Source organism: Streptomyces sp. NPDC037410 (assembly GCF_055602235.1).
The window spans coordinates 280,809-304,502 of the sequence record NZ_JBVJWR010000008.1 but is presented as its reverse complement, the minus strand read 5'-3'; the positions used below and the strand labels follow the sequence as shown (position 1 = coordinate 304,502).

At 72.7% G+C, this 23,694-nt stretch carries 25 protein-coding genes and 1 riboswitch; of the genes, 11 read left to right on the top strand and 14 right to left on the bottom strand.

What is annotated here, in order from left to right; all coding sequences use genetic code 11:
- Positions 1-198: 198 nt before the first annotated feature.
- The 3 genes from ACZ7HT_RS16365 to ACZ7HT_RS16355 form a co-directional block, all read right to left on the bottom strand.
- Positions 199-915 carry a transglycosylase family protein gene (locus ACZ7HT_RS16365; protein ID WP_471165595.1) on the bottom strand — a complete coding sequence of 239 codons (717 nt, stop codon included), beginning with the start codon at positions 913-915 and terminating at the stop codon, positions 199-201.
- A 3-nt stretch (positions 916-918) separates the two neighbouring features.
- Positions 919-1,092, bottom strand: a riboswitch (cyclic di-AMP (ydaO/yuaA leader).
- 257 nt (positions 1,093-1,349) lie between these two features.
- Entirely contained in the window at positions 1,350-2,375 is a 1,026-nt protein-coding gene (locus ACZ7HT_RS16360) for a transglycosylase family protein (RefSeq protein ID WP_471165592.1), read from the bottom strand.
- 94 nt (positions 2,376-2,469) lie between these two features.
- Positions 2,470-3,768 carry a cytochrome P450 family protein gene (locus ACZ7HT_RS16355; RefSeq protein WP_471165590.1) on the bottom strand — a complete coding sequence of 433 codons (1,299 nt, stop codon included), beginning with the start codon at positions 3,766-3,768 and terminating at the stop codon, positions 2,470-2,472.
- 73 nt (positions 3,769-3,841) lie between these two features.
- On the opposite strand from ACZ7HT_RS16355, the gene ACZ7HT_RS16350 reads away from it, so the two are divergent.
- Positions 3,842-5,056 (top strand): globin domain-containing protein, encoded by a 1,215-nt coding sequence (locus tag ACZ7HT_RS16350; protein ID WP_471165587.1) that lies wholly within the window; start codon positions 3,842-3,844, stop codon positions 5,054-5,056.
- A 145-nt stretch (positions 5,057-5,201) separates the two neighbouring features.
- Here the strand turns inward: ACZ7HT_RS16350 and ACZ7HT_RS16345 are convergent, their stop codons facing one another.
- The 3 genes from ACZ7HT_RS16345 to ACZ7HT_RS16335 all read right to left on the bottom strand — a co-directional run bounded on the left by ACZ7HT_RS16345 (position 5,202) and on the right by ACZ7HT_RS16335 (position 7,896).
- A complete protein-coding gene (locus ACZ7HT_RS16345) occupies positions 5,202-6,167 on the bottom strand; it encodes a nucleoside triphosphate pyrophosphohydrolase (RefSeq protein WP_471165585.1) in 966 nt (321 codons plus the stop codon).
- 19 nt (positions 6,168-6,186) lie between these two features.
- Positions 6,187-6,831: a SurA N-terminal domain-containing protein gene (locus ACZ7HT_RS16340; RefSeq protein WP_471165582.1), complete on the bottom strand. Its 645-nt coding sequence runs from the start codon at positions 6,829-6,831 to the stop codon at positions 6,187-6,189.
- A gap of 81 nt (positions 6,832-6,912) precedes the next feature.
- On the bottom strand, positions 6,913-7,896 hold the full coding sequence (locus ACZ7HT_RS16335; protein WP_471165579.1) for a glycosyltransferase family 2 protein: 984 nt from the start codon (positions 7,894-7,896) through the stop codon (positions 6,913-6,915).
- A gap of 126 nt (positions 7,897-8,022) precedes the next feature.
- Here ACZ7HT_RS16335 and ACZ7HT_RS16330 point away from each other — a divergent pair, with 126 nt between their 5' ends.
- Positions 8,023-10,395: a YfhO family protein gene (locus tag ACZ7HT_RS16330; protein WP_471165577.1), complete on the top strand. Its 2,373-nt coding sequence runs from the start codon at positions 8,023-8,025 to the stop codon at positions 10,393-10,395.
- 9 nt (positions 10,396-10,404) lie between these two features.
- Here ACZ7HT_RS16330 and ACZ7HT_RS16325 read toward each other — a convergent pair whose 3' ends face one another.
- Together ACZ7HT_RS16325 and ACZ7HT_RS16320 are read right to left on the bottom strand one after the other, a co-directional pair.
- Positions 10,405-10,902 (bottom strand): GNAT family N-acetyltransferase, encoded by a 498-nt coding sequence (locus ACZ7HT_RS16325; protein ID WP_471165574.1) that lies wholly within the window; start codon positions 10,900-10,902, stop codon positions 10,405-10,407.
- Positions 10,903-10,983: 81 nt separating this feature from the next.
- On the bottom strand, positions 10,984-11,988 hold the full coding sequence (locus ACZ7HT_RS16320; RefSeq protein ID WP_471165572.1) for an AraC-like ligand-binding domain-containing protein: 1,005 nt from the start codon (positions 11,986-11,988) through the stop codon (positions 10,984-10,986).
- Positions 11,989-12,219: 231 nt separating this feature from the next.
- On the opposite strand from ACZ7HT_RS16320, the gene ACZ7HT_RS16315 reads away from it, so the two are divergent.
- Together ACZ7HT_RS16315 and ACZ7HT_RS16310 are read left to right on the top strand one after the other, a co-directional pair.
- Positions 12,220-12,591 carry a peptidase inhibitor family I36 protein gene (locus ACZ7HT_RS16315; protein WP_471165569.1) on the top strand — a complete coding sequence of 124 codons (372 nt, stop codon included), beginning with the start codon at positions 12,220-12,222 and terminating at the stop codon, positions 12,589-12,591.
- A gap of 34 nt (positions 12,592-12,625) precedes the next feature.
- Positions 12,626-13,507, top strand: a complete 882-nt coding sequence (locus ACZ7HT_RS16310) for a hypothetical protein (protein ID WP_471165566.1) — start codon at positions 12,626-12,628, stop codon at positions 13,505-13,507.
- 138 nt (positions 13,508-13,645) lie between these two features.
- On the opposite strand, the gene ACZ7HT_RS16305 is transcribed toward ACZ7HT_RS16310, so the two are convergent.
- Complete coding sequence (locus ACZ7HT_RS16305; RefSeq protein WP_471165563.1) at positions 13,646-14,374, bottom strand: DUF2625 domain-containing protein; 729 nt, start codon at positions 14,372-14,374, stop codon at positions 13,646-13,648.
- Between the two features lie 63 nt (positions 14,375-14,437).
- On the opposite strand from ACZ7HT_RS16305, the gene ACZ7HT_RS16300 reads away from it, so the two are divergent.
- The 3 genes from ACZ7HT_RS16300 (at position 14,438) to ACZ7HT_RS16290 (ending at position 16,056) form a co-directional block, all read left to right on the top strand.
- Positions 14,438-14,809 (top strand): PadR family transcriptional regulator, encoded by a 372-nt coding sequence (locus ACZ7HT_RS16300; protein WP_471165560.1) that lies wholly within the window; start codon positions 14,438-14,440, stop codon positions 14,807-14,809.
- Entirely contained in the window at positions 14,806-15,387 is a 582-nt protein-coding gene (locus tag ACZ7HT_RS16295; protein ID WP_471165558.1) for an HAAS signaling domain-containing protein, read from the top strand. Before ACZ7HT_RS16300 ends, ACZ7HT_RS16295 begins: the two co-directional genes overlap by 4 nt.
- 63 nt (positions 15,388-15,450) lie before the next feature.
- A complete protein-coding gene (locus ACZ7HT_RS16290; RefSeq protein WP_471165556.1) occupies positions 15,451-16,056 on the top strand; it encodes a GNAT family N-acetyltransferase in 606 nt (201 codons plus the stop codon).
- On the opposite strand, the gene ACZ7HT_RS16285 is transcribed toward ACZ7HT_RS16290, so the two are convergent.
- On the bottom strand, positions 16,053-16,427 hold the full coding sequence (locus tag ACZ7HT_RS16285) for a hypothetical protein (RefSeq protein ID WP_471165554.1): 375 nt from the start codon (positions 16,425-16,427) through the stop codon (positions 16,053-16,055). The two genes, ACZ7HT_RS16290 and ACZ7HT_RS16285, sit on opposite strands and share 4 nt — an antisense overlap.
- A 145-nt stretch (positions 16,428-16,572) precedes the next feature.
- Here ACZ7HT_RS16285 and ACZ7HT_RS16280 point away from each other — a divergent pair, with 145 nt between their 5' ends.
- Both ACZ7HT_RS16280 and ACZ7HT_RS16275 read left to right on the top strand, forming a co-directional pair.
- On the top strand, positions 16,573-17,415 hold the full coding sequence (locus ACZ7HT_RS16280) for a helix-turn-helix domain-containing protein (protein ID WP_471165551.1): 843 nt from the start codon (positions 16,573-16,575) through the stop codon (positions 17,413-17,415).
- Complete coding sequence (locus ACZ7HT_RS16275; RefSeq protein ID WP_471165548.1) at positions 17,397-17,603, top strand: DUF397 domain-containing protein; 207 nt, start codon at positions 17,397-17,399, stop codon at positions 17,601-17,603. Before ACZ7HT_RS16280 ends, ACZ7HT_RS16275 begins: the two co-directional genes overlap by 19 nt.
- Before the next feature lie 136 nt (positions 17,604-17,739).
- Here ACZ7HT_RS16275 and ACZ7HT_RS16270 read toward each other — a convergent pair whose 3' ends face one another.
- Complete coding sequence (locus ACZ7HT_RS16270) at positions 17,740-18,252, bottom strand: nuclear transport factor 2 family protein (RefSeq protein WP_471165546.1); 513 nt, start codon at positions 18,250-18,252, stop codon at positions 17,740-17,742.
- A 130-nt stretch (positions 18,253-18,382) separates the two neighbouring features.
- Between ACZ7HT_RS16270 and ACZ7HT_RS16265 the strand changes: the two genes are divergently transcribed.
- Complete coding sequence (locus ACZ7HT_RS16265) at positions 18,383-19,267, top strand: LysR family transcriptional regulator (RefSeq protein WP_471165544.1); 885 nt, start codon at positions 18,383-18,385, stop codon at positions 19,265-19,267.
- Between the two features lie 87 nt (positions 19,268-19,354).
- A complete protein-coding gene (locus ACZ7HT_RS16260) occupies positions 19,355-19,789 on the top strand; it encodes an ML domain-containing protein (protein ID WP_471165542.1) in 435 nt (144 codons plus the stop codon).
- A 74-nt stretch (positions 19,790-19,863) separates the two neighbouring features.
- On the opposite strand, the gene ACZ7HT_RS16255 is transcribed toward ACZ7HT_RS16260, so the two are convergent.
- From ACZ7HT_RS16255 to ACZ7HT_RS16245, 3 genes are all read right to left on the bottom strand, one after another.
- Entirely contained in the window at positions 19,864-20,298 is a 435-nt protein-coding gene (locus tag ACZ7HT_RS16255) for a VOC family protein (RefSeq protein ID WP_471165540.1), read from the bottom strand.
- Positions 20,299-20,341: 43 nt separating this feature from the next.
- Positions 20,342-22,579: an RNA polymerase recycling motor ATPase HelR gene (gene helR, locus ACZ7HT_RS16250; protein WP_471165537.1), complete on the bottom strand. Its 2,238-nt coding sequence runs from the start codon at positions 22,577-22,579 to the stop codon at positions 20,342-20,344.
- 127 nt (positions 22,580-22,706) lie between these two features.
- Positions 22,707-23,648: a LysR family transcriptional regulator gene (locus ACZ7HT_RS16245; RefSeq protein ID WP_471165534.1), complete on the bottom strand. Its 942-nt coding sequence runs from the start codon at positions 23,646-23,648 to the stop codon at positions 22,707-22,709.
- Between the last annotated feature and the right edge of the window lie 46 nt (positions 23,649-23,694).

Sequence of the window (23,694 nt, the reverse complement as noted above, 5' to 3'; positions counted from 1 at the left end):
ATGCATTCGGGGACGAAGACCCTCGTATCTACTGGACAGTAACCGCCTGAACCGCTGTGTCCCCATAAAGAGGTGTCCCCATAAAGGGGGGAACCCCGGTCCGGCGCGCACGGGGGAGAGGCGCGCCGGACCGGGGTGGTCACCGCGGGAGGGTCGTCGGGGCCGCGTGAGCCGCCGGACTCACGCGAACCGCCGGGTTCACTTCAGGTGAAGCTGCTGACCCGGGTAGATGAGGTCGGCGTTCTCGACGACGTCCTTGTTCAGCTCGAAGAGCTTGGCCCAGCCGCCCTTGACGTGGTGCGCCTCGGCGATCTTGCTGAGGGTGTCACCGGTGACGACCTTGTACTCGCCGTCGCCCTTCTTGACCTTCTTGCCGGTCGGCGTGGTGACGGTCTTCTTGGCGGCCTTCGGGGCCGCGCGGTGCTCGCTGCGGGTGGTCGGCTGCTCGGCGCGACGCTCCTGCTGCGGGGCGGACTGCTGCTTGGGGGCGGCCTGCTGCGGGGCGGACTGCTGCGGGGTCTCGGCGGCGCCGCCGCCGTAGGAGGCACCGGAGAGGCCGACGCCACAGCTCGGCCACGCGCCCTTGCCCTGGCCCGCGAGGACCTTCTCGGCGATGGTGATCTGCTGGGACTTCGACGCGAGGTCGGCGCGCGGGGCGTAGGCGGTGCCACCGAACGCGGCCCAGGTGGAGTTGGTGAACTGGAGGCCGCCGTAGAAGCCGTTGCCGGTGTTGATGGCCCAGTTGCCGCCGGACTCGCACTGGGCGACGGCGTCCCACTCGGAGGCGGTGGCGGCCGAGGCGGTGCCGGCGGTCATCAGCGGGGCGGCGACGGCGATGCCGGTGACGCCGACGAGGGTGACGACCTGGGTGGCCTTGGAGGGACGACGGTGTTTGCCCTTGGCGGAAAACAGCATGGGGATTCTCCTCACCGACGCCTGTGAGGTGAGCTGTCGGGTTCGGGCCGGAAAGTTGCCCGGCCGCGCGTCCTTGCGCGCGGCTTCACCCCAAGCCGGTCGTCGGCCGTCTGTCTCAACGGCCGGGCCCGGCACTTACCTTGGGTCCCCCACTCCTGCCTTCGGCGCTTGCGCGACGACTGTTCCCATCGGCCGACGGCAGGATTCGGCGTTTCGGTCGACGGGGCCCGCGGTGGCGAGCGGGACGACCGTAGACACAGACCCACCGGAAGTTCAAAGAGGCCCATTGCGGAAAAATCGGCCCTGCTTGCCCTCCGGTGGGCGGTGTTTGCGCAGGTGAGAGGTGACGGGAGCAAAGTTTGCGGACGTGACACGCCAGTTGGGACGAAGAGACCCATGTCTCACTTGCCCAGAACCGGACATAAGACCGCGAACTAACCTTCCGCCTGTACCGAACCCGTCGTCAGGTCGAGGCTCTGACCAGGCAGGATGAGGTTCGGGTCGATGCCCACCGTCTTCCGGTTGGCGTCGTAGAGCGCCGTCCAGCCTCCGGGGAGTTCGTTCTCCTGCGCAATGCCGGACAGGCTGTCACCCGGCTGCACGGTGTACTCGCCCGAAGTGTCCTGACTGTCCGTTGCGTCCGAATTCTTCGCCTCGTCAGTCACGGGCGTGGAGTCGACCTTTTCCGCGGACGTGTCCCCACCCGCCGCATGCTTGCCTGTTTCGGGTGAACTGCCCGGCTTGCCGGATTCCTCCGGTGCGGCCCCGCCCCGGTGCTTGCCGGTGCCGGGCGTGGCCGACGGCACGTCACCCTTCGGCACCTCGGACGAATCCGGCGTACCGGGCGTAACGGACGCGTCGGGAGTGCCCGGGGTCGCCGGCGTGGCGGGCGCGGCCGGGGTCGTCGTCGACGCGCCCGGTGTGGCGGAGGTCGCGGGAGCGGTCGGCGCGGCCGGGGTCGCGGACGCCTTCCCGTCCTTGGAGGCGGCCGACGGCGTGTCGCCCGCGGTGCGGTTGGACTCGGGGAGCGGCCCGGTGGGCGTCGTCGGCACCGCGGTCGGGCCGGGGTTCACACCCGTGGCCTTGCCGTCGTTCTTGAGGCCGGCGATCGGGGCGCAGGTGGCCCACTCGGTGCTGCCCTGGGCGAGCGCCTTCTCGGCCACCGCGATCTGCTGGGCGCGGCTGGCCAGGTCGGGGCTGGGCGCGTACGCGAGGCCGCCGTGCCGCTCCCAGCTGTCCTGGGTGAACTGGAGGCCGCCGTACATCCCGTTGCCGAAGTTGGCGCTCCACTGGCCGCCGGACTCGCACTCGGCGACCCGGTCCCATGTGGGGGCGTCGGCGGCGGAGGCGGATCCGGTGGCGAGCAGCGGCAGCGCCATGGCGGATCCGGTCACGCCCGCGGCGACGACGAGGGCGGGGGCCTGACGGGGGCGACGGTGTCTTCCGTTCCCGGAACGCATAGGAACGCCTTTCGCGTGACGGCTGAGACTGCCGGGAAACGTAGCCGCATTCGAACGTCCGTCACAAGTCGATGGCGCCACGATCACGCGAAGATCACATTTCTGATGGCTCGTCAGTCGTGAGGAGTGGTACGGAAGGGGAGAACTCCACCGGAAGCGTGCGCAAACCGCGCATGATGAGGCCGCCGCGCCACCGCAGTTCGGCCGGATCGGCGGCAAGTCGCAGGTCCGGCAGGCGAGTCAGCAGCGTCGCGAGCGCCGTCTGCCCTTCGAGGCGGGCGAGCGGTGCGCCCAGGCAGTAGTGGATGCCGTGCCCGTAGCCGAGGTGCTGGTTGTCGCGCCGGGCGAGGTCGAGGGTGTCGGGACCGTCGAACCGCTCCGGGTCCCGGTCGGCGGCGGCGAGCACCACGAGCACCGGGTCCCCGGCCGGGATCTCCTGCCCGCCGATGGTCAGCGCCCGCGTCGCGTACCGCCAGGTCGCCATCTCCACGGGCCCGTCGTACCGCAGCAGCTCCTCGATCCCGGTCTCCAGGAGCCCGGTCTCCCCTGCGGCGAGCGAGGCCTGCAGCCGCTCGCGCTGCCCGGGGTGGCGAAGGAGCTGGTAGACGCCGTTGCCGATGAGGTTGACGGTCGTCTCGAAGCCGGCGAACAGCAGGATGAAGGCCATGGCGGCGGCCTCGTTCTCGGTGAGGTGCTCGCCGTGGTCGGAGGCCTTGATGAGCCCCGAGATGAGGTCGTCTCCCGGCTCTTCGCGCTTGCGGTGGATGAGCTCGGCGAGATAGCCGCGCATCTTCTTCACCGACCGGGCGACCCCGCCGCGCGGGCCCCCGCCGTGCCGGATCATCATCCCGGCCCAGTCCCGGAAGTCGTCCTGGTCCTCCTCGGGCACGCCCAGGAGGTCGCAGATCGCGTAGATGGGCAGCGGGAAGGCGAACTCGTGGATGAGGTCGGCGCTCCCCCGCTCCACGAAGGAGTCGATGAGCCGGTCGGTCAGCTCCTGCACGCGCGGGGCGAACTCGGCGACCCTGCGCGGGGTGAAGGCCTTCGAGACGAGCCGCCGCAGCCGGGTGTGGTCCGGCGGGTCGATGTTGAGCAGATGCGTCATCAGCTCGGCCTTGCGCTCGCCCGGGATGCCCGTCTTCCCCTTCGCGTGCGGGGACTCGTCGTGGTGCGCGGGGTTCTTGGAGAGCCGCTGGTCGGCCAGGGCCTGCCGGGCGTCCGCGTACCGCGTCACGAGCCAGGCCTCGACCCCGCTGGGCAGCGTCGTCCGGTGGACGGGCGCGTGCTCCCGCAGCCAGGCGTAGGCGGGGTACGGATCGCTGGCGAACTCCCAGGTGAAGAGCTCGGGCATGGGGGCGGGGCCGGGGGTCGTACTCACGGCACGACCGTACATCGCGGCTCCGGACGGCACGTTCTGTGGAGAATCTGTGATCAAGTGGTGGGGGTGGTGCCCTAGATTCTTGTCAGTGGATCTCCAGCTGCTCAGAAGCACGTTCGCGGTCGTCGAGAGACGGGCCGAGCACGCCGTCACGTTCTTCTACTCGCACCTCTTCTGGAACAACCCCGGCGTGCGCGAGCTCTTCCCCGAGGACATGCTTCCCCAGCGGGACCGGCTCTTCGCCGCGCTCACGCACGTGGTGACCCGCCTGGAGGACCCCGGGCTCGCCGGCTACCTCGGGCAGCTGGGCCGCGACCACCGCAAGTTCCTCGCCTCCCCCGCGCTGTACGCGGCCGTCGGGCAGAGCCTGCTCGCCGCCTTCGCGTACACCGCCGGTGCCGCCTGGACGATCGAGGCGGAGAAGGCCTGGACGGAGGCGTACGGGCACGTCGCCGATCTGATGCTGGCGGGCGCCGACACGGCGGCCCGGGCCGGGGAGCCCGCCTGGTGGGACGCGGACGTCGTCCGGCACGAGCGGTACGGCGACGACCTCGCCGTGCTGACCCTCCGCCCCCGGCAGCCGCTGCCGTTCCGCCCCGGCCAGTACGTCAGCGTCAGCTCGCTGCGGGTCCCGCGCGTCTGGCGCACCTACTCCCTCGCCGACGCGCCCCGCCCGGACGGCACGGTGGAGCTGCACGTGAGCCGGATCCGGGGCGGCGCGATGAGCACGGCGCTTGTCGAGGAGACGGGTCCGGGCGAGGTGCTGCGGCTGAGCGCTCCCGGCGGCGGGCTCACCGCGCGGACCCCGCCGGGCGGACTGCGCACCTATATATGCGGGGGTACGGGCTGGGCCCCGGTGCGGGCGCTCCTCGCGGAGGCCGCCGGGGCCGAGCCGGAGCTTGAGGGCCGGCTGTTCGTGGTGGCCCGCGCGAAGGAGTACCTGTACGGGCGCGAGGACGCCGAGCTGCTTAAGGAACGGCTCCCCGGGCTGCGCGTCACCTACATCACGGCCGCGCCCCGCCAGCGCAGGGACCAGGCGACGGAGCGGCTGCTCCAGGCGCTGCGGGCGTGCGTCCACTGGCCGGCGCACGAGGTGTACCTCGCCGGTCCGCCGGCGTTCGTGGCGGAGGTCGCCGAGGTCCTGGAGGAGCTGGGCACCGATCCGGAGCGGATCCGCCACGACACCCTGCCGTCCGTCGGCCGCTTCACCAGCCGCCCGAACACCGCGGCCGAACGCCTCCTGGGCCCCCCGACCCCCCTCTGGCACAACCCGGAGGCCCGGGCACCACGCGACCGCACGTAGCGGCCCTCAAGCAACGGCCCCGCACTTCTGGGCCCGGGAAGTCCGGGCCCAGAAGTCCGGGCCCAGAAGTCCGGGCCCGGAAGTCCGGGCCCCGCCCCGCACGACCGGCCCCAGAAGTCCAGGCCCTCCGCCGCGTGCGCCGGAGCTAGGCCTCAAGACCCTCCGCCGCGCGGATCGCGTCCCGGTACGTCCGGGCGGCCGCCCGCAGCGCCGCCTCCGGGTCCACTCCGGCCGCGTCCGCGCGGGCCGCGAGGGCGAGCAGTTCGTAGCCGATGCCCTCGGCCGCCGGGAGCTTCACGTCGAGGCCCGCCGTCCGGACCCGCCCCGCGAGCTTCGCGGCGAGCGCGAGGCCCGGCTGCCCGAGCGGTACCCCGTCCGTGACGGACTCCCGCTGCTTCTCGATCGCCTTGGTGCGCAGCCAGTGCGCGTGGACGTCCTCGGGGGTCTCGGCGGTCGCGTCGCCGAAGACGTGCGGGTGCCGGTGGATCAGCTTCTCGACGAGCGTCCCGGCGACGTCGTCCACGGAGAACGGCTCCTCCGCGTCCTCCTCGGCGATCCGGGCGTGGAAGACGACCTGGAGCAGGACGTCCCCGAGCTCCTCGCGCAGCTCCCGCCGGTCGCCCTCCTCGATCGCCTCGACGAGTTCGTACGCCTCCTCGATGGCGTACTTGGCGAGCCCCCGGTGGGTCTGGCGCGAGGTCCAGGGGCATTCGCGGCGGATGCGGTCCATGATCTGCACGAGGTCGAGGAGGCGGGCGCCGGGCAGGTCGTACGAGCCGGGCAGCAGCTCCAGGTCGGGCATGGACACGCGGCCGGAGCCGGCGAGCCGGGCGAGGCCGTCGGTCAGCGCCCTGTCCCCCTCGCCGGAGGGCAGCAGCAGGACCGTACGGCCTCCCGCGCAGGCCTCGACGAGCTCCTCCGCGGTGGGCCGGAGGTGCTCGACGGCGACGCCGGCCTCCCGCAGGTACGGCAGCTGGGGGTGGTCCTCGTCGGGGCAGAGCACCCGGTCGGCTCCGTGCAGCGCCTGCCAGGCGGGCCAGGACAGCAGTCCGGGCGCCACGCGGTGGCTGGCGGTGAGCAGAACGATGCGGCCGGGGCTCTCAGAAGTCACCCTTCGAACCTACCGCCCTCTACGCACCGGCCGGGACGGCCGCCGGGTCCTGGGTGATCTGGCGGAGCCAGGGGGCCGTGGTGTCGGAGAGGCGGACCTGGGCGTCGTCCCAGCGGCCGTAGCGCGGGTTCACGTCGATGCCGAGGTCCTTGGAGGCGGCGGAGAAGGCGTCCGTCAGCTTCTTCTGGCCCGTTTCGTCCTGGGTGACGCCCAGCTTCTGGGCGATCTTGTTCATGAGGACGTTGCGGCGGACGAAGTCGTCGATCTGGTCGGGCGCCACGCCCTGCTCCTGGAGGAGGACGGCCTTGAGCCGGTCCTCGCCGCCGCCCTGGCGGACGAAGGAGGCCCGGGTCTGCTGGAGCTCGGCGCGGGTGGCCGTGACGCCGTTGTCCCGGGCGACCTTGTCGACGACCCGGTCGAAGATCATGACGTTGAGCTTGCGGCGGCTGAGGTCGCCGGTCGCCGCGACGAGCTGCGCGGACTGCGGCGAGGCCGCCTGCGCGTCCCGTACGTCCGCGACCTGGGCCTGGAGGCTTGACACCTCGATCCGTTCGCCGCCGACGACGGCCGCCGCTCCTGGATGGGCGTCACTGCCACAGGCGGTGAGCAGCGGGCCCGCGGCGAGGAGGGCGGCGGAGACGGTGAGCGCAGTGCGGCGGTGCAAAGGAGCCTCCCGGGCTGGTCGTGCGTCAAGTTGAACGACCTTGCGGTGATCGATGGTAGGGAGTCGCCGGGGCCGGAGCCACTACTTCGGAGCGACTGTTTCCCACAACGACTCACCCGTCACCCGGGTGTCGGCCGGTTTCGCACCTCCGCCCGTCTCCTTCAGCAGATAGTGCGGCCGCCGTTTCACCTCGTAGTAGATGCGTCCGACGTACTCGCCGACGAGACCGGCCATCACCATCTGCACCCCGGCGAGGGCGGTGACGGCGACGAGGAGGGTGACGTAGCCGGGGGTGGTGACGCCGTTGACCAGGGCGTCGCCGACGATCCAGGCCGCGTAGCCGAGGGCGACGGTGGTGAGGAGGAGACCGAGGTGGACGGCGGCCCGCAGGGGCTTGTTGTTGAAGGAGAGGAGCCCGTCGAGGCCGTAGTTGAGGAGCTTGCCGAAGGTCCACTTGGAGCGGCCCTGCTCACGGACGGCGTTCTCGTAGGAGAAGGTCGTGGTGCGGAAGCCGACCCAGGAGAAGAGGCCCTTGGAGAAGCGGTTGTACTCGCCGAGGCCGAGGACCGCGTCGACGGTGCGGCGGGAGAGCAGCCGGAAGTCGCCGACGCCGTCGACGAGCTCGACGTCGACGAGCCGGTTGATCGCCCAGTAGTAGATCCGGGCGGTGAGGGTACGGGTGACCCGGTCGCCCTCGCGGGTGCGGCGGGCGACGACCTGGTCGTACCCCTCGGCGTGCAGGGCGACCATGCGGTGCACGAGCTCCGGCGGGTGCTGGAGGTCGGCGTCCATGATCACGACGGCGTCGCCGCCGGCGTGCCGGAGCCCGGCGAGCATCGCGGCCTCCTTGCCGAAGTTGCGGCTGAAGGAGAGGTAGCGGACCCGGTCCGGGTCACGCCCGGCGAGCTCCTGGAGGAGCGGGAGGGTCCCGTCCCGGCTTCCGTCGTCCACGTACACGAGCTCGAAATCCCCGTCGAGACGGGCGAGTTCGGTGGTCACGTGGTCATGGAAGCGGGCGAGGACGTCCTCCTCGTTGAAGCACGGGACGACGATCGAGAGCAGCACGCGGCCCACGACAACGGAGCCCGGTGTCCCGGCCGGTCCGGGTGGATGACCGTCAGGCGAAGGTCGCGTGAACGGGCCTTCCGGGCCGGTCTCTTCCCCGGGGGACGCTGGCATATTCGACCCGTCATGCCGAACGCCACACGCTCCCAGCCGTCGTCCGCCCGCCCGGCCGTCCCCCCTGCCGTCCTCCCCGCGGGCACCCGGTCGCCGGCTCTCGCCCCGGCCCTCGCCGCGCTCCTCTCCGTCCTCGCCGTCTGCGGCGGGGACGCCGTCGCCCGGGTGTTCCCCTTCGGGCCGCGCCACCGGGCCGTGAACGACCTCGCCAACCAGTTCGTGCCGTTCCACGCGCACCTGTGGGACCTGCTGCGGGGCCGGGCGGACGGCGGGCTGCTGCTCGACTGGCAGGCCGGCTGGGGCACGAGCTTCCTGCCCGACTACGGCACGTACCTGTCGAGCCCCTTCGCGCCGCTGGTCGCGCTCTTCCCGCGCGGCGACATCGAGTACGCGGTGTACGGGATCACGGTCCTGAAGACGGCGGTCGCGGCGGCGGCGATGACGTACCTGCTGCGGCGGACCGGCCCGGCGGGCGTGTGGTGGTGGGCGTCCGTGCTCGGCGCCTCGTACGCGCTGTGCGGCTGGTCGCTGGCGGAGGGCACGTACAACCCGATGTGGCTGGACGGCCTGATCGCCTTCCCGCTGCTCTGCCTGGTGGGCGAGTGGGTACGGGAGGCCCGGCGGCCGCTCCTGGGCCCCCTGGTCGTGGCGGTCTGCTGGCTCGCGAACTTCTACACGGCGTACATGGCGACCCTGGGCGCGGCCCTGGTCCTCCTGGTCCGCCTGGCGCTGACGGACTCGTTCCGTCTTCGCGTCCTGGGGCGGGCCGTCCTGACCACCGTGCTCGGCATCGGCCTCGCGGCCCCCGTCCTCGTCCCGGTCTTCCTCGGCTCCCGGCACGCCTACCCGGGCGTCGTGCGGGACTTCGCCGCGGCGGCCGGCACGGACTTCCTCGCCCGGCTGCTCCCGGTGACGTACAGCTTCGCGACCCCGGCGGCCTTCGTCACCACGGCGGTGCCGCTGCTCGCCGGGGCGCTGCTGTTCCGCCGGGACGCGCCGGGCCGGGAGCGGTGGCTGTGGGGCGGTCTGTGCGCGGCGGTGGCGGTTTCGATGCAGTGGGCCCCGACGCACCTGCTGTGGCACGTCTTCGCCACCCCGAACGGCAGCCCGTACCGCCAGACCTTCGTCCTGTCCGGCGTCCTCGTGCTCGCCGCCTGGACGGGCCTCGCGCACGGCCTCCCGGACCGCAGGTCGCTGCTCGGCGGGGCGGCGGTCGTCCTGGCCCTCGCGGCGGGGGCGCTGCCGAGCGCGCTCGTCACCTCCTGGTCGCTGCTCCTCGGGGGCGCGGGCCTGGCGGCGGTGGCGGGCGCGCTGCTGCTGCCGCGCCGGGGCCGGTACGGGCTGCTCGCCGCGCTCCTGGTCACCGGCACCCTCGTCGGCCAGGCGGCGGCGACGACGGCGTACGCGGACCGGGAGCGGTCGGCCCGGCTCGACGACTACCCGCCGTGGGGCGCGGAGCACGAGCGGCGGGCGGCGGCGCTCGCGGCGGCCGACGGCTGGCCCGCGTACCGCACGGACTCCGGGCTGCCCCGGGTCGCGGGCAACGATCCGCTGCTCCTGGGCGGCCAGGGCGCCGCGTACTACAGCAGCCACACCCCGGCGGTCCTGACGGAGACCCTGGCGGCGCTCGGCGGCGGCTGGACCTCGCGCGGCCGGAACCTGCTGAGCCTGGACAACCCGGTGACGGACGCGCTGTTCGGGGTGGGCGCGCGGTGGCGGGACGGCGGGGTGGTCCGTACGGACGGCTACCTGCCGCTGGTGACGGTACGGCCTTCCGGCCCGCCCCCGGCCTACGGCACGTCCCCCTTCCGGAACCAGGAACTCCTCCTGGGCGCCGAGGTCTACGAGCCCCCGCACGCGGGCGCGTGCCGCGTCGGTACGGAGGTCTTCCTCTGGGCCCCGGACGCGACGGGCACGGCCCGCCTCGGCGACCACGAGACGCACCTCCTGGGCGGGCAGCCGAAGCGCCGCGCGGCCCTGACGTCCCTGGGCGTCCAGCGCGTCCCCGGCCTGGAGCCGACCCTCCCGGGCCCCGGCGAACTCGGCTGCCTGGACCACGCCCGCCTCCGCGCCGCGCTGACGGCCCTCCGCACCCACGCGGCGACGTCGGTCCAGATCACCGACGACGGCATACGGGCCACCCTCCCGCCAGGCGCCACGGGCACGGCGGTCGTGGCGGCCCCACGCCTCGCGGGCTGGCGGTGCGACGGCACGAAGCCCCTCTCGTACGGCGGCCTCCTCGCCACCCCGGCCCGGAACGGCACCCTCTCGTGCACGTTCCACCCCCCGGGCCTGCGAGCGGGTCTGGCGGTGGGGGCACTGGCGGCGCTGGGCCTCCTGGGCGTGGTCGGGACGCGGGTCAGAAACCGGCGGGCGTCCCGCTGACGGCCGCGCTCACCGCCGCAGTTCCCAGCGGGTCTCGCCGTCCTGTTCCTCGTCCGTCGGCGTGAGCCCCGCAGCACGGGCGACCGCGGCCGAGGCCGTGTGGGCGGGGTGGACGTGGGCGACGATCGTCTGGGCGCCCCCTTCCACGAGGAGGGCGACGAGGGCCTCGGCCGCCTCGCGGGCGAGGCCCTGGCCCTGCCAGGGCGTCCCGACGACCCAGGCGACCTCGGCGGTCCGCCCGTCGTCGGTGACCGTCGCCTGGACGGTCCCGGTGAGCCGGGCCTCGGTGCGGTGCCGCAGCACCCAGTTGCACCAGACGACCGCCGGGTCGGGCGACCCGGCGGTCAGCCGCTCGTACCGGGCCCGCAGTTCGGGCGCGGTGAGCGGGGCGCCGCCGATGAAGGTGTACAGGGTCAGGTCGGCGAGGACCCCGGCCATCTCATCGGCGTGCGCGACGGCGAGCGGCACGAGGTCGAGCCGCCGTGTGCGTACGGTGGTGGTCTTCACGCGTCGAAGTCCCAGATCCCTTGTCCGTTGTTCCCGGTCATTGTGGTCCCTCCTTCCGTGGTCGGCCTCACGGCTCCGAGCCTAGGAAGCCGCCGCCGGGCGCGCTGTGCACCCGGCGCGGGCCTCCTTGACGCTCAGCGCGCGGTACTCGGTGGGGCTGAGGCCGTACGCCTCCCGGAAGGCCCGGCTGAAGACGGCCGGTCCGCTGAACCCCCAGCGCGCGGCGACGGCCTGCACCGGATGGCCGGGGCGGGCGAGGTCGTCGCGGCACCGTTCCAGACGGCGGCGCCGGACGCGGGCCTGGACGGTCTCCCCGTCGCCGTGCGCCTGGAACAGCTGGTGGAGGGTCCGTACGGAGATGTGGTGCGCGGCCGCGACGGCGGCCGGCGTGAGGTCGTGGTCCCCGAGGTGGGCGTCGAGGAAGGTGTGGATCCGCTGGAGGAGCGCCCGCGACCGCGCCTCGGCGGGCAGCTGCTCCTCGGCGTCGAGGCTCTGGGCGAGGCAGGCCGCGGTGAGGTCGACGACGACGGAGCCGAGGCGCGGCAGGTCCTCGGGCGCGCACTGGCCGGCGTGGACCTCCAGGGAGGCGAGGAAGGAGGCGAGGACGGCCCCGACTCCGTGCCCGCCGGGAATCCGGCTGCCGAGCAGCCGGTCGATCCGTCGGGTACGCAACGGCAGGACGTCACGCGAGAGTTGCAGCATGGTCAGCTGCACCGGCCCCGAGTCATGGGCTATGGCCGCGTCGGACGGCCGCGAGGTGTCCCAGAAGACCAGGTCGCCCGCCCCGACGCTGCAGTCGTTCCGGTGCTGGGACATGAAGGTGGCGCCGCGCCGCATCAGTCCCAGCTGGTACTGCTCCGGGTCGCCGCGCCGGATCAGCGCGGGCGTACGGCGGGACCGCAGGGGCGAGAAGGAGAACCGCGCGACGCGGACGGTCCTGAGGTCCAGGACGGCCGCCTCGGCCTGGAAGTCGGCGGGCCGCTCGACGCTGAGCGCGGTGGGCATCACCTCCCGCGAGACGAGGTCGGCGAACCAGTCGAACCGTTCTGGCGCGGGCAGTTCCCCCGCTGAGATCACGGACCACATCAGACGCTCCCCCGATCGATCTTGCTGTCAGTCAGTGGTCAGAATGCGCGGCGCGGTCGCGTTTGTCGCCGGGTTTCCCCCTCGGCGTGGCGCGCCGGAAACGCCGACCGACCTGCGCTTCAACGGTCGCGTGTTGAGCAGATGTTGAACGTTGATTGACCTTCTGTTGGCCGCCGCTGACAGCCTCATGCCGAACCGGAGACCCGGTCCATGAGAATTGGAGAGCATCTCGTGAACTTCAAGCGATCCCTCGTCGCCCTCGGCATGGCGGCGGGCGTTGCCCTCGGCGCCGCGGCCGTCGCGCCGGCCGCGAACGCCGCCCCGGCGGGCTGTGCCAGCGGTGGTCTGTGCGTGTACTGGACCACCAACTACACGGGCGGCGTCCAGACCGTTTACCAGAACAACGCGGACCTCACCGGGTACCAGAACTTCAACAACGCCCTGCACGGCTCCGCCTTCAACAACGGCAACAGCTGCAACGTGGTGCTCTGGAAGGCCACGAACTACCAGGGCACCGGCTGGGCGCTCGACCGCGGCACCGGCTGGACGGACATCGGCGACAACCTGAGCACCATCGGCTCCAACAAGTGGTGCACGTACTAGGTCGATGAACAGCTCCAGGAGACGCACCGCAGCCGTGGCGCTGCTTCTGGGTCTCGGTGCCGCCGGATGCTCGGCGTCCGGCGGCACCGCCGCACCCGGCGCCGCCCCGCCTCCCGCCCCGCGCCCCTTCCAGGGCGTCACCTACTACCCCGAGCCGCAGCGCACGGCGCTGCACACGGCGGAGGAGGAGCTCGTCGCCGCCTGCATGAAGCGGCGCGGCTTCACGTACCGCCCCCAGCCGATGGCCACCGGGAACCACCTCGCCGACCTCAACCCGTACGGGCTGCTCAGCGTCACGCAGGCGGCGAACGACGGCTACGGCATCACGAGCACCGCGCTCTCGATGCGCCCGCCGGCGGACGTCAACGCCGCCGGGGGAGCGGACGAGCGCTGGAAGGAGGCGCTGCTCGGCACGCCCGCCCACCGGGTGGACCTGGAGATGCCGCTGAAGCGGACGTTCTTCTACCACTCGGACTCCTGCGTCAGCGACGCCAAGTCCCGCCTCTTCGGGCCGGATTACTACAAGCTCTACAACTCCTTCCAGGTCCTGGCCGACGCGGTGGTCGAGAAGGTCAGGACCGACCGCCGGTACCTCGCGGCGCAGGACTCCTGGCGCGCCTGCATGAAGGAGGCGGGAGCGGAGGCGAAGGCGTTCGGCGATCCGCAGGGCACGGTGGACCGGCAGCTCCGGCAGGCCGGGCAGGACCAGGCCAAGCTGCACGCGGTCGCCGGGGTCGAGCTGAGACTGTCCAGGGCGGACGCGGACTGCCAGGCCGGGGCAGACCTCACCGCGGCCGTCTCGGCGGCGCAGAAGGACGCGGAGAAGAAGCTGGGCGCGGGATACGGGGACGAACTCACCGCACTGCGAAGCATGCGGGAGAAGGCCGTGAAGACGGCGGGACCTGTCAGCTCCTAGGGCCGGTCACCCCTAGACGCCGTGAAGACGGCGGGACCCGTCAGCCCCTAGGGCCGGTCACCCCTCGACGCCTTTGGCGGCGGGGAGCCTGTCCCCCGTATACGCCGTGGCGGTGGCGGGGCCCGGCGCCCCTGGCCCCTAGACCTCCCCCAGGAAGCCGGGGTCGGTCCCGTCGAACTGCCGGGCCGTCTCACCCGCCATCCCCAGCAGCTGCCCAAGGGGCACCACCGCGCGGCTGGTTCCTGCCAGGTCCTGGTGTGCCTCGGCGGACCACAGGGGCGGGTAGAGGCTGAGCCCCTCCCCGCCGGTGAGGCTCGGCACCTCGTCCCGCCAGCCGGGCCAGCGCAGCCCCTCGTAGAACTCCTCGACGCCCCCGGCGAGCACCCACGACAGCCAGGCCCCGTAGCCCGCGCCGATCGCGTCCCAGCGCAGCGAGTCGGGCGCGAAGTAGACCATCTCGCCGGGACTGCCCGGGAGTCCGGTCTCCTCCGCCGTGCCGCCCTGGATCGCGAAGGCCCCGCCGAGCACGTCGTGCGCGACGACGAGCCCGCCGGCGGGCCGCCAGGCGGGGTCGGGCGCGTCGGGGTAGCCGTTGACCCGGGCGAGGCCGGGCAGGCGCCGGTCGTTGTGGGCGGCCGGGCTGCCGTACACCCGCAGCCAGCCGTCGTCGACGAGCGCGCCGCCGGTGCGGAAGAGGAACGCGCCCAGGTACGAGCGGACGGTGACCTGCGTCTGGAGGAGCGTGGCCGCCGCCTGCCCGGGGTCGGCGTCGAGCACCTGGACGGGCACCTTCGCCGCCCGCAGCTCCGCTTCGAGCAGCGGCCACGCCGGCTCGTCGACCTCGGTCAGCTCGCTCAGTTCACGCACAAGGCCATCGTCGCACGCGGTCGTTCGTTGATCGGCGGCCCCTTCGGGGGTATCTTGCATTACATGGTTCCTGGCGAAGCAAGAGGAGAGGCGACCGGAAAGGTCGCCAGTCAGCTGCGCAAGGGCGTACTGGAGTACTGCGTCCTGGCCCTGCTGCGCGACGGCCCGCGCTACGGCGTCGAGATCCTCGACGAGCTGGCGGCGGTGAGCGTCATGACCACCAGCCAGGGCACGATCTACCCCCTGCTGTCCCGGCTGCGCCGCGACGGGCTCGTCGACACCGAGCTGCGCGAGTCGGCCACGGGCCCCGCCCGCCGCTACTACACGCTCACCACGCCCGGCAGGACCGCGCTCGCCGAGTTCGCCGAGAGCTGGCCGCGCTTCCGCGACGGCGTCGACCACTTCCTGACCGCACCCCACGGAGGCTCCGCATGACCGGCACCGAACACCCCCTCGTGACCGACTACCTGGCCACGGTCGAGCGGGAGGCGTCCTTCCTGCCCGCGGGGCGCCGCGAAGAACTCCTCGCCGACCTGCGCGAACACCTCGCGGTCGCCGTCGGGGAGGAGCAGGACGCGGAGACCGTCCGCGCGGCCCTGGAACGGCTCGGCAGCCCCACCGCCATCGTGGCCGCGGCCCGTGAGGAGGAGCCGGAGGCCGCGGCGGCGGCGACCACGGCGGTCGCCCCCAAGCCCCCGAATCGCACCCGTCACACCATCACCGCCGTCCTGCTCGGTGTCACCGGCTTCGCCGGGATCGCCGGCTCCCTCCCCTCGGCGGCCGCCCTGGTCGTGGGCCTCGCCCTGCTCTGGACCTCCGACGCGTGGGACCGGGACGCCAAGGTCCTGGCCACCGCCCTCACCGTCGCGACCCCGGTCGTGGTGCTGCTCGGCGCCTTCCTCCTCTCCGGCCGCTTCGGCGTGATGGAGCTGCTCGCGGTCCTGGCCGTGGGCATCGCCCTGCCCGCCACGGCGGCGGTGCGCCTGCTCCGCGCCCTGCCCAAGGCCGCCTGACCAGGAACGGAACAGGGAGGGCCCGCCGCCCCCCTCCCCGACCAAGATCATCACGGGTGCAGAATGACCCGTATGACCCTGTCGAACACACCGATACCGACCACGATCGACGACGCTCACATGGTCGGCCGCACCCTGGCCTCCGCCTTCGGCGACGACCCGATGATGCGCTGGTTCTTCCCGGACGAGGCGACGCGCGAGGCGGGCCTCGGCCGCTACTTCACGACCCTCTTCACCCGGCAGTACGGCCTGCACGGCGTCTGCGAGCGGACGGACGCGGCAGCCGCGTTCTGGGTGGCGCCCGAGGGCGCGGACAAGGCCGTCCCGGACGCGGAGACGATCCAGGAGCTCGTGGAGATCCTCGGCGACCGCGCCCCGGCGTTCCAGGAGGCCGTCATGGCCGCCGCCGAACACGGCCCGACGGAACCCCACTGGTACCTCGCCGTCATCGGCGCCGACCCCGCCGCCCGGGGCCGGGGCCATGGCTCGGCCCTCCTCCGCTCGGGCCTCGCGAAGGCGGACGCGGCGGGCCTGCCGGTCTACCTGGAGTCCTCCAAGCCGGACAACCTGCCGGTGTACGAGCACTTCGGCTTCGTCGTACGCGACGAGTTCGCCCTGCCGGGCGGCGGCCCGGTCCTGTGGTCCATGAAGCGGGACCCCCGCGCCTAAGGATGGTCCTGCCACAGGTGGCGCCGGAGCAGCACGTCCGCGTCCGTCACCGCACTGTGATCGAACCGCTCCCGGGCCTCCCGCCGGTCCCCCACGAGCAGCGCGCACTCCACACAGTGCGGTACGGGCTCCGGCGGGCGGCTCAGGTCGGGTACGGGCTCCGCCACCGCTCCGGCCCTGGCCCGCTCGTTGGCCGCCCGCACGCCCGCGCTCAGCCGCTCGGCGGGCGTCGCCGGGCGCAGATCGGCGGGATCCGCCTGCCACTCGCGCCCGCCGCCGACCGGTCGGAGCATCACGTGGGGCCCGGCAGCCCCCTTGAACTCACCGACCACACCGGCCACTTGGCCGTAGACCCAAGCTCCCGGTTCCATGGATACCGCCTCCTCCAGTGGACTACCCTCTGTGATCCCGGCACTACGAGAATGGACCGGGAAACAGAGAACCCGGAGCGGTGGCGGGCTGTACTTCCCCAGGTCGCGCGGGTAGTTCCACACATTCCACGATGGGGAGTGCGCGATGCCGCCGAGACGGGTCGTGACGGGCCGCAGCCAGGAACCGAGGAAGCGGTTCGCGGAGGAGCTGAAATTGCTCCGCACCGAACGGGGCCTGAGCCTGCGGAAGCTGGGCGAGGTGGCGGGCTGGGACTGGTCACTGTTCTCGAAGATGGAGAAGGGCGAGACGCTCGGCGGCCCGGAGGTGGTCCAGGCGCTGGACCAGTACTACGGGACGGGGCGGATGCTCCTTGCGCTGTGGGAGCTGGCGGTGGGGGACCCGACGCAGTTCAAGGAGCGGTACCGGCGGTACATGACGCTGGAGGCAGAAGCGATGAGCCTCTGGTATTACGCGCTGGGCGCCGTACCGGGCCTCCTCCAGACGCCCGCCTACGCTCGGACCTTCCTGGCGACGAGCGGCATGGACGGCGAGGAACTGACCGCTCAGGTGGAAGCGCGGATAGGCCGTCGCGAGCTCCTGACAGGAGACGACGCACCGCCGTTCCGAGCCATCCTGTCGGAGACAGTGCTCCGCACAGCACTGCCGGATCTCACCGCATGGCGCGAGCAGTTGGAGCACCTGCTGATGATGGGCGACCGCCGGAACATCACGCTCCAGGTCATGCCGCACGCCGCCGGCCCCCACGCGCTGACCACCACTGACGTGATGTTCCTACGGCTGACCGACGGACGTGCGGTGGCCTGGGTGGAGACGGGCCACTCAGGTGACCTCGTGGAGGAACCGGCAGCCGTCGAGCGACTGCAGCTCCTCTACGATCGGGTCCGTGATCTGGCGCTTTCCCCGGCGGATTCACGGAAGTTCATCATGTGGAATTTGGAGGAAGCATCGTGCGAGCCGTCGGTCTGAGCAGCGTCACGTGGCGCAAGAGCTCCTACAGCAACAACGACGGCGGCAACTGCCTGGAGGTCGCCGACGCCCTCCCCCACATCCCCGTCCGCGACTCCAAGAACCCCACCGGCCCCGTGCTCGCCTTCGAGACCGGGACGTGGGCCTCGTTCGTCGACGCGGTCAAGCGCGGGCAGCTCGGCGCCTGAACCACCGGACCGCAACAGGCCGCTCCTCACGACCGGGCGGCCTGACGGAACACGCTCAGGCGGTGAGCCGGTCGCGGTAGCGCGTGGGGGCGAGGGTGTGCGCCCGCCTTCGCGGTGCTGGTGCGGTCAGGCGCGGTCAGGCGCCGAAGACGGCGGCCGGGCTGCCGGTGAGCCAGGTGTTGTCGATGCGCATCCGCCGGATGAGCCAGCGGCTGCCGTCCCGTACCAGGTCGACGGTGTAGGGGTTCTTGAGCAGGGCGTGCGTGCCCGAGTCGTCGGTAAGCAGGTGCTGCGCCTCGACGAGCGCGGTGAGACGGGCGCTGTCCCCGTCGATGGCGATGCGCGGGTTGGTGACCTGGTGCGTGGTGTCCACGCGGCCGGTGAACATGGCCAGGATGGTGCTGACGATGGTGTCCCGGCCGCTCATCAGCGGCGGCTTGCCGCCCCAGCGCGCGGCGGCCGGGCGGAAGTCCAGCTCCGCGTCGGCGGTGAAGGCCGAGGCGAACAGCGCGCGGTCCTTGAGGTCCTGGCCGAGTGCGAACCGGTAGAGGGCGTCGGCGATCTCGGCGCGGTCGCGCAGTTCGGCGACGACCGCCTCGGTGTCGCCGGGCTGCGCGGCCAGGGCGGCGTAGGGGGCGATGGTGTCCATGCTGTCCTCCAGTGGGTGAGTGAGCGACTGGCCTCGTGTTCGACGTCACTCACTCTGTCGCCGCGATCACCGGCGACCAAGAGCCGTCTGCGCAATGATCGTTAACTCAGGCTTGACGATGGAGGGGTACGTGATCGAGCGGCACGAGGTGGAGGCGTTCCTGACGCTCGCGGACGAACTGCACTTCGGGCGCACCGCCGAGCGACTGCGCCTCTCCACCGCCCGCGTCAGCCAGACCATCCGCAAGCTGGAGCGGAGGGTGGGCGTACCGCTGTTCCGCCGCACCAGCCGCCGCGTGGAACTCACCCCGGTGGGACGGGAGTTCGTCGAGGAGCTGCGCCCCGCCTGGGAAGGCGTGGACGCGGCGCTGCGGCGGGCGATCGAGGCGGGACGGGGCCTTTCCGGCACCTTGCACGTCGCTTTCGTCGGCGCGGCCGCCGCACAGCTCCTGGTCGGCGCGACCCAGGTGTTCCGCGAGCGGGTCCCCGACTGCGAGGTGCGCATCCGGGAGGTGCAGGCGGGGCAGCTGCTGCCGTGGCTGCGCTCGGGCGAGGTCGACCTCGCACTGAGCACCTTCCCGGTGAGCGAGCCCGACATGGCGAGCGGCCCGGTCCTGGTGCGCGAGGCGCGGATGCTCGCCGTCCCCGCCGATCACCCCTTCGCCCGCCGGGACGACCTCCAGTCCGAGGACCTGGCACGCGTCCCCCTCGTACACCTGCCGGATCACGCCGCCGTACCGCCGCGGCGAGCGGACCGGACACCCGACCCCGGCCCGGCGGCCGGGACCTTCCAGGAGGCACTCACCCTCGTCGGAGCCGGGCAGGGGGCGCTTCCCGTCGGCGCACACGCCCGGCGCTACTACGCGCGCCCCGACGTCGCCTACGTCCCCGTCAGCGACGCCCCGCCGCTGGAATGGGGCCTGATCTGGCCGGCCGACCGAACCACCGCCCGTGTCCGCGCCTTCACCGAAGCCGCGGCCGGCCTCGTCCACGGCGAACCTCCCCGGCGCTCATGAGGACGTCACCGCGAGCCGGATCGCGGGACCGCTCGACGCGGTGCGAGGTCGCACACGGTGCGCGCTCGACGCGCTACGCTCCGCGACATGACCAGTTGGAGTTACACGAACGCCGGCCTCTCCACGGACGCGCTGCAGGTCGAAAGCATCACCGTCACCCCGGACCCGCCGAAGCCCGGCGCCGAGGCGAAGATGGTCATCAAGGGCACCGCCCAGACCGCCATCGAGGACGGCGCCACCTTCGACGTCACCGTCAAGCTGGGCCTCATCAAGATTCTGCACAAGCGGTTCGACCTCTTCGAGGAGCTGCGCAACGGCTCGTCCTCCGAGGGATGGAGCGCGACGCCCGACCCGGCCGGCGGGCCGATCAAGCCCGGACCCGTGGAGCTGACCTACGTCATGCAGCTCTCCCGGGAGATCCCGCAAGGCAAGTTCAAGGTCCACTTCCGGGCCTCCACCGTCGACGAAGACGATCTGGCCGCGCTCGACTTCGATTTCGACCTCCGGTCGACCGCGTCCTAGGAGCCCAGACCCCGGAACGCCGAAGCGGCCTCCGCCCGTCGTGGGTGGAGGCCGCTTCGGTGTCGGCGGGGCGCTCAGTCGAGGCAGAACTCGTTGCCCTCGGGGTCCTGCAGGGTGATGCAGGACTCGTTCTCCCCGTCGGCGTACTGCGTGTACAGGTGGGTCGCGCCGAGCTTCACCAGGCGTGCGCACTCGGCCTCCAGGACGGCGAGGCGCTCGTCGCCCACCAGGCCCTTGCCGGCCCGTACGTCGAGGTGCACCCGGTTCTTGACGGTCTTGCCCTCGGGGACGCGCTGGAAGAGCACGCGCGGGCCCTTGCCCGTGGGGTCGGTGCACGCGAAGTAGACGGGCCGCTCCTCGGCCGGCAGCGACCGGTGGTACTCCGCCCAGGTGGCGAACCCCTCGGGGACCGGCGGGACGACGTACCCCAGCACCTCGCACCAGAACTCGGCGAGGCGCCCGGGCTCCGCACAGTCGAGGGTGACCTGGATTTCCTTGATCGCTGCCATCGGGCCACCGTAGCAAGGTGGCCCGACGGCGCTCACTTCCTTTTCAGCCCTCCAGGACCACCAGGCGCTGGGTCGCGCGGGTCATCGCCACGTACCGGTCGACCGCGCCCTCGATGCCCTCGCCGAAGGAGTCGGGGTCGACGAGGACCACCAGGTCGAACTCCAGGCCCTTCGAGAGGGACGGGGTGAGCGAGCGGACCCGGGGGCGCTCCGCGAACGCCGGGGCGCCGATGACACAGGCGACGCCCTCGGCGTTCTCGGTGAGCCAGGTGCCGAGGATCTCGTCCAGGCCAGCGACCGGGGCGTGGGTGACCGGGATGCCGTTGCTGCGGATGGACGTCGGCACGTTGGCGTCCGGGAGCGCGGCCCGGATGACCGGCTCGGCCTCCGCCATGACCTCCTCCGGCGTGCGGTAGTTGATGCTCAGCGACGTCATCTCGATGCGGTCGAGCCCCGCTCGCTCCAGGCGCTCCCGCCACGGCTCGGTGAAGCCGTGCCGGGCCTGGGCGCGGTCGCCGACGATCGTGAAGCTCTTCGACGGGCAGCGCAGGAGCAGCATCTGCCACTCCGCGTCGGTGAGTTCCTGCGCCTCGTCCACCACGATGTGGGCGAACGGGCCGTCCAGCGGCTCCCGTTCGGCGTCCGGCAGGGCGTTCTCGTCGATCAGGCTGTCCTGGAGGTCCTTGCCGTGCAGCATCGTGACCGCGCCCTCACCGTCGTCGTCGGCCGCGACGATGCTGTCGATGACCCCGGCCATGCGCTCGCGCTCGGCGGCGACGGTGGCCTTGCGCCGCAGCTTGAACCGGGCCGTCGCCGGGTCGCCGAGCCGCTGCCGCGCCGCGTCCAGGAGCGGCAGGTCGGAGACCGTCCACGCCTGGGCGTCGGCGCGCCGCAGCCGCTTCACCTCGTCGGGGGTCAGCCAGGGCGCGCACAGCCGCAGGTACGCGGGGACCGTCCACAGGTCGCCGACGAGGTCGGCCGCCTCAAGCATCGGCCACGCGCTGTTGAGGGCGCCGGTCAGCTCCCGGTCCTGGCGCAGCGACTTCCGGAACTGGGCCTCCGGAACCTCCTCGCCGTCGTACTTGTCGAAGAGGAGGGAGACCAGGTGCTCCCAGATCTGCTCGCGCGCCTCGTTGTGCGGGGTCCCCGGCTCGGCCGCCGCGAAGGCCTCCGCCCAGTCGGCGGCGGTCAGCCGGATGTCCGACCAGTGCGTGGAGACGGTCATCCCCTCGGTGGGCGGCTCCTCGTAGAACGCGACGGCCTTCTCGATCGCCAGGACCATGTCCCGCGAGGACTTCAGGCGGGCGACCTCCGGGTCGGTCTCCGGCCGCGCCTTCGCGCCCTCGGCGACCAGGTCGCGGACGGTGCAGGTCCGTACGCCCTCCTCGCCGAGGCTGGGCAGGACGTCGGCGACGTAGTTCAGGTAGGGCTGGTGCGGGCCGACGAACAGCACGCCGCCGCGGCGGTGCCCGAGGCGCGGGTCGGAGTAGAGCAGGTGCGCGGTGCGGTGCAGGGCGACGACCGTCTTTCCCGTACCGGGGCCGCCGTCGACGACGAGGGCGCCGCGCGAGCCCGCGCGGATGATGGCGTCCTGGTCGGACTGGATCGTGGCGAGCACGTCCCGCATGCGGGGCGACCGGTTGCCGCCGAGGCTGGCGATGAACGCGGACTGGTCGTCGAGCGCGGCATGCCCTTCGAGGCCGTCGGCGGTGAAGACCTCGTCCCAGTAGTCCGTGATCCGGCCGCCGGACCAGCGGTAGCGGCGGCGGCTCGCCAGGCCCATGGGCTGGGCGTGCGTCGCCGCGAAGAACGGCTCGGCCGCCGGGGAGCGCCAGTCGACGAGCAGGCGGCGGCCGGTGCTGTCGGTGAGGCCGAGGCGCCCGATGTACAGGGGCTCGGATCCGGGCCTGGCGTCCGTACCGTCCGCGCCCTCCGAACCGTACGCGCCGTACGCGCCCTCCGCGCCCTCCGCGCCCTCCACGCCCTCCACGCCCTCCGCGCCGACCACGCGGCCCAGGCACAGGTCGAGGCCGAAGCGGCGCAGGGTCCGCAGGCGGCCGGACAGGCGGTGGATCTCCGCGTCCCGGTCCATCGCCTCCCGACCGACCCCGCCCGGCGCCTTCCGCTCGGCGTCGAGGCGCGCCGACAGCTCGGCGATCGTCTCGTCGAGGCAGCGGGCGATGGCCGCGAAGTGCTGCTCGTCGGCGGCGATGAGCGCCGGGTCGGCCTTGGGCGAGAGAGCGCCCACGAGGTCGAACACACCGGCAGTAAGGGACGTCATATGGCAATTACCCCGTTTTCACAGCATCTGGCTTTCTTCGAGGAGTGATTCTGCGCCATGAGGGGGGCCTTGCCGCAAGGCCCCCCGTCCGCTATACGTTGAGAGTGCGAGAGGTGCGTACTCCCTCTCACCTCCCCGCCTTCCCTTCCTCTCCCGCGTCCGCGGCGAAGGCGGCCCTCAGACACGCCAGCAGAGCCCCCGCAGCCGGCCCCGTCGGCCCCGCCGCCCGCCAGGCCAGGGCGATCCGGGCCCGGGGCTGCGGCTCGGCGAAGGCGAGCAGGCGCAGCCCGAGCCCCTCCGCCACGTCGTCCGCGAGCCGGGGCACGGCCGCCACGCCGAGCCCGTGGGCCGCCAGCCGGGCCAGGAACAGCGGATCGGCCGCCTCGAAGACCACCCGGGGCCGGAACCCCGCCCGCGCGCAGGCCCGTTCGAGGACGCCGCGCGTACCCGTGCCGCGCGGCATGCTGATCAGCGGCCGGTCCCGCAGCGCCTCCAGGCCGATGACCGCGCCCCCGGCCCCGCCGTCCTCAGGGACCAGCGGGTCGTCCACCGCGACCGCCGCCACCAGCGGCTCGTCGATCAGGACCTGGTACGACACTCCCGGCGGAGGCTCCTCGTCCGCGAGCCCGGCCACGGCGATGTCCAGCTCGCCGTCCCTGAGGGCCGCGAGCATCCGCTCCGACGACTCCTCGGTGAGCGCGACCTCGATCCGCGGGTGCCGGGCGTGGAATCCGGCCAGTACGGCGGCCAGGTCGAACTCGTGGACGGCCGCCCCGGACACGACGCCGATCGTCACCCGGCCCCGCAGCAGCCCGCCGAACTCGTCCGCCACCTGCCGGGCGCCCTCGACCGCGGCCAGCGCCGCGCGCGCGTACGGCAGCAGCGCCTTCCCCACCTCCGTCGGCGTCACCGACCCCGACCGGTCGAGCAGCCGCTGCCCCAACTCCCGCTCCAGCTGCCGGATCTGGGCGCTGAGGCCCGGCTGCGCCAGGTGCAGCCGGGCGGCCGCGCGCGTGAAGCCGCCCTCCTCCACCACCGCGACGAAGTACCGCAACTGCCGAAGCTCCATAACCACCGATTCTAGGAAGCAGAAGAACAGGCTCTTGGACTTATGA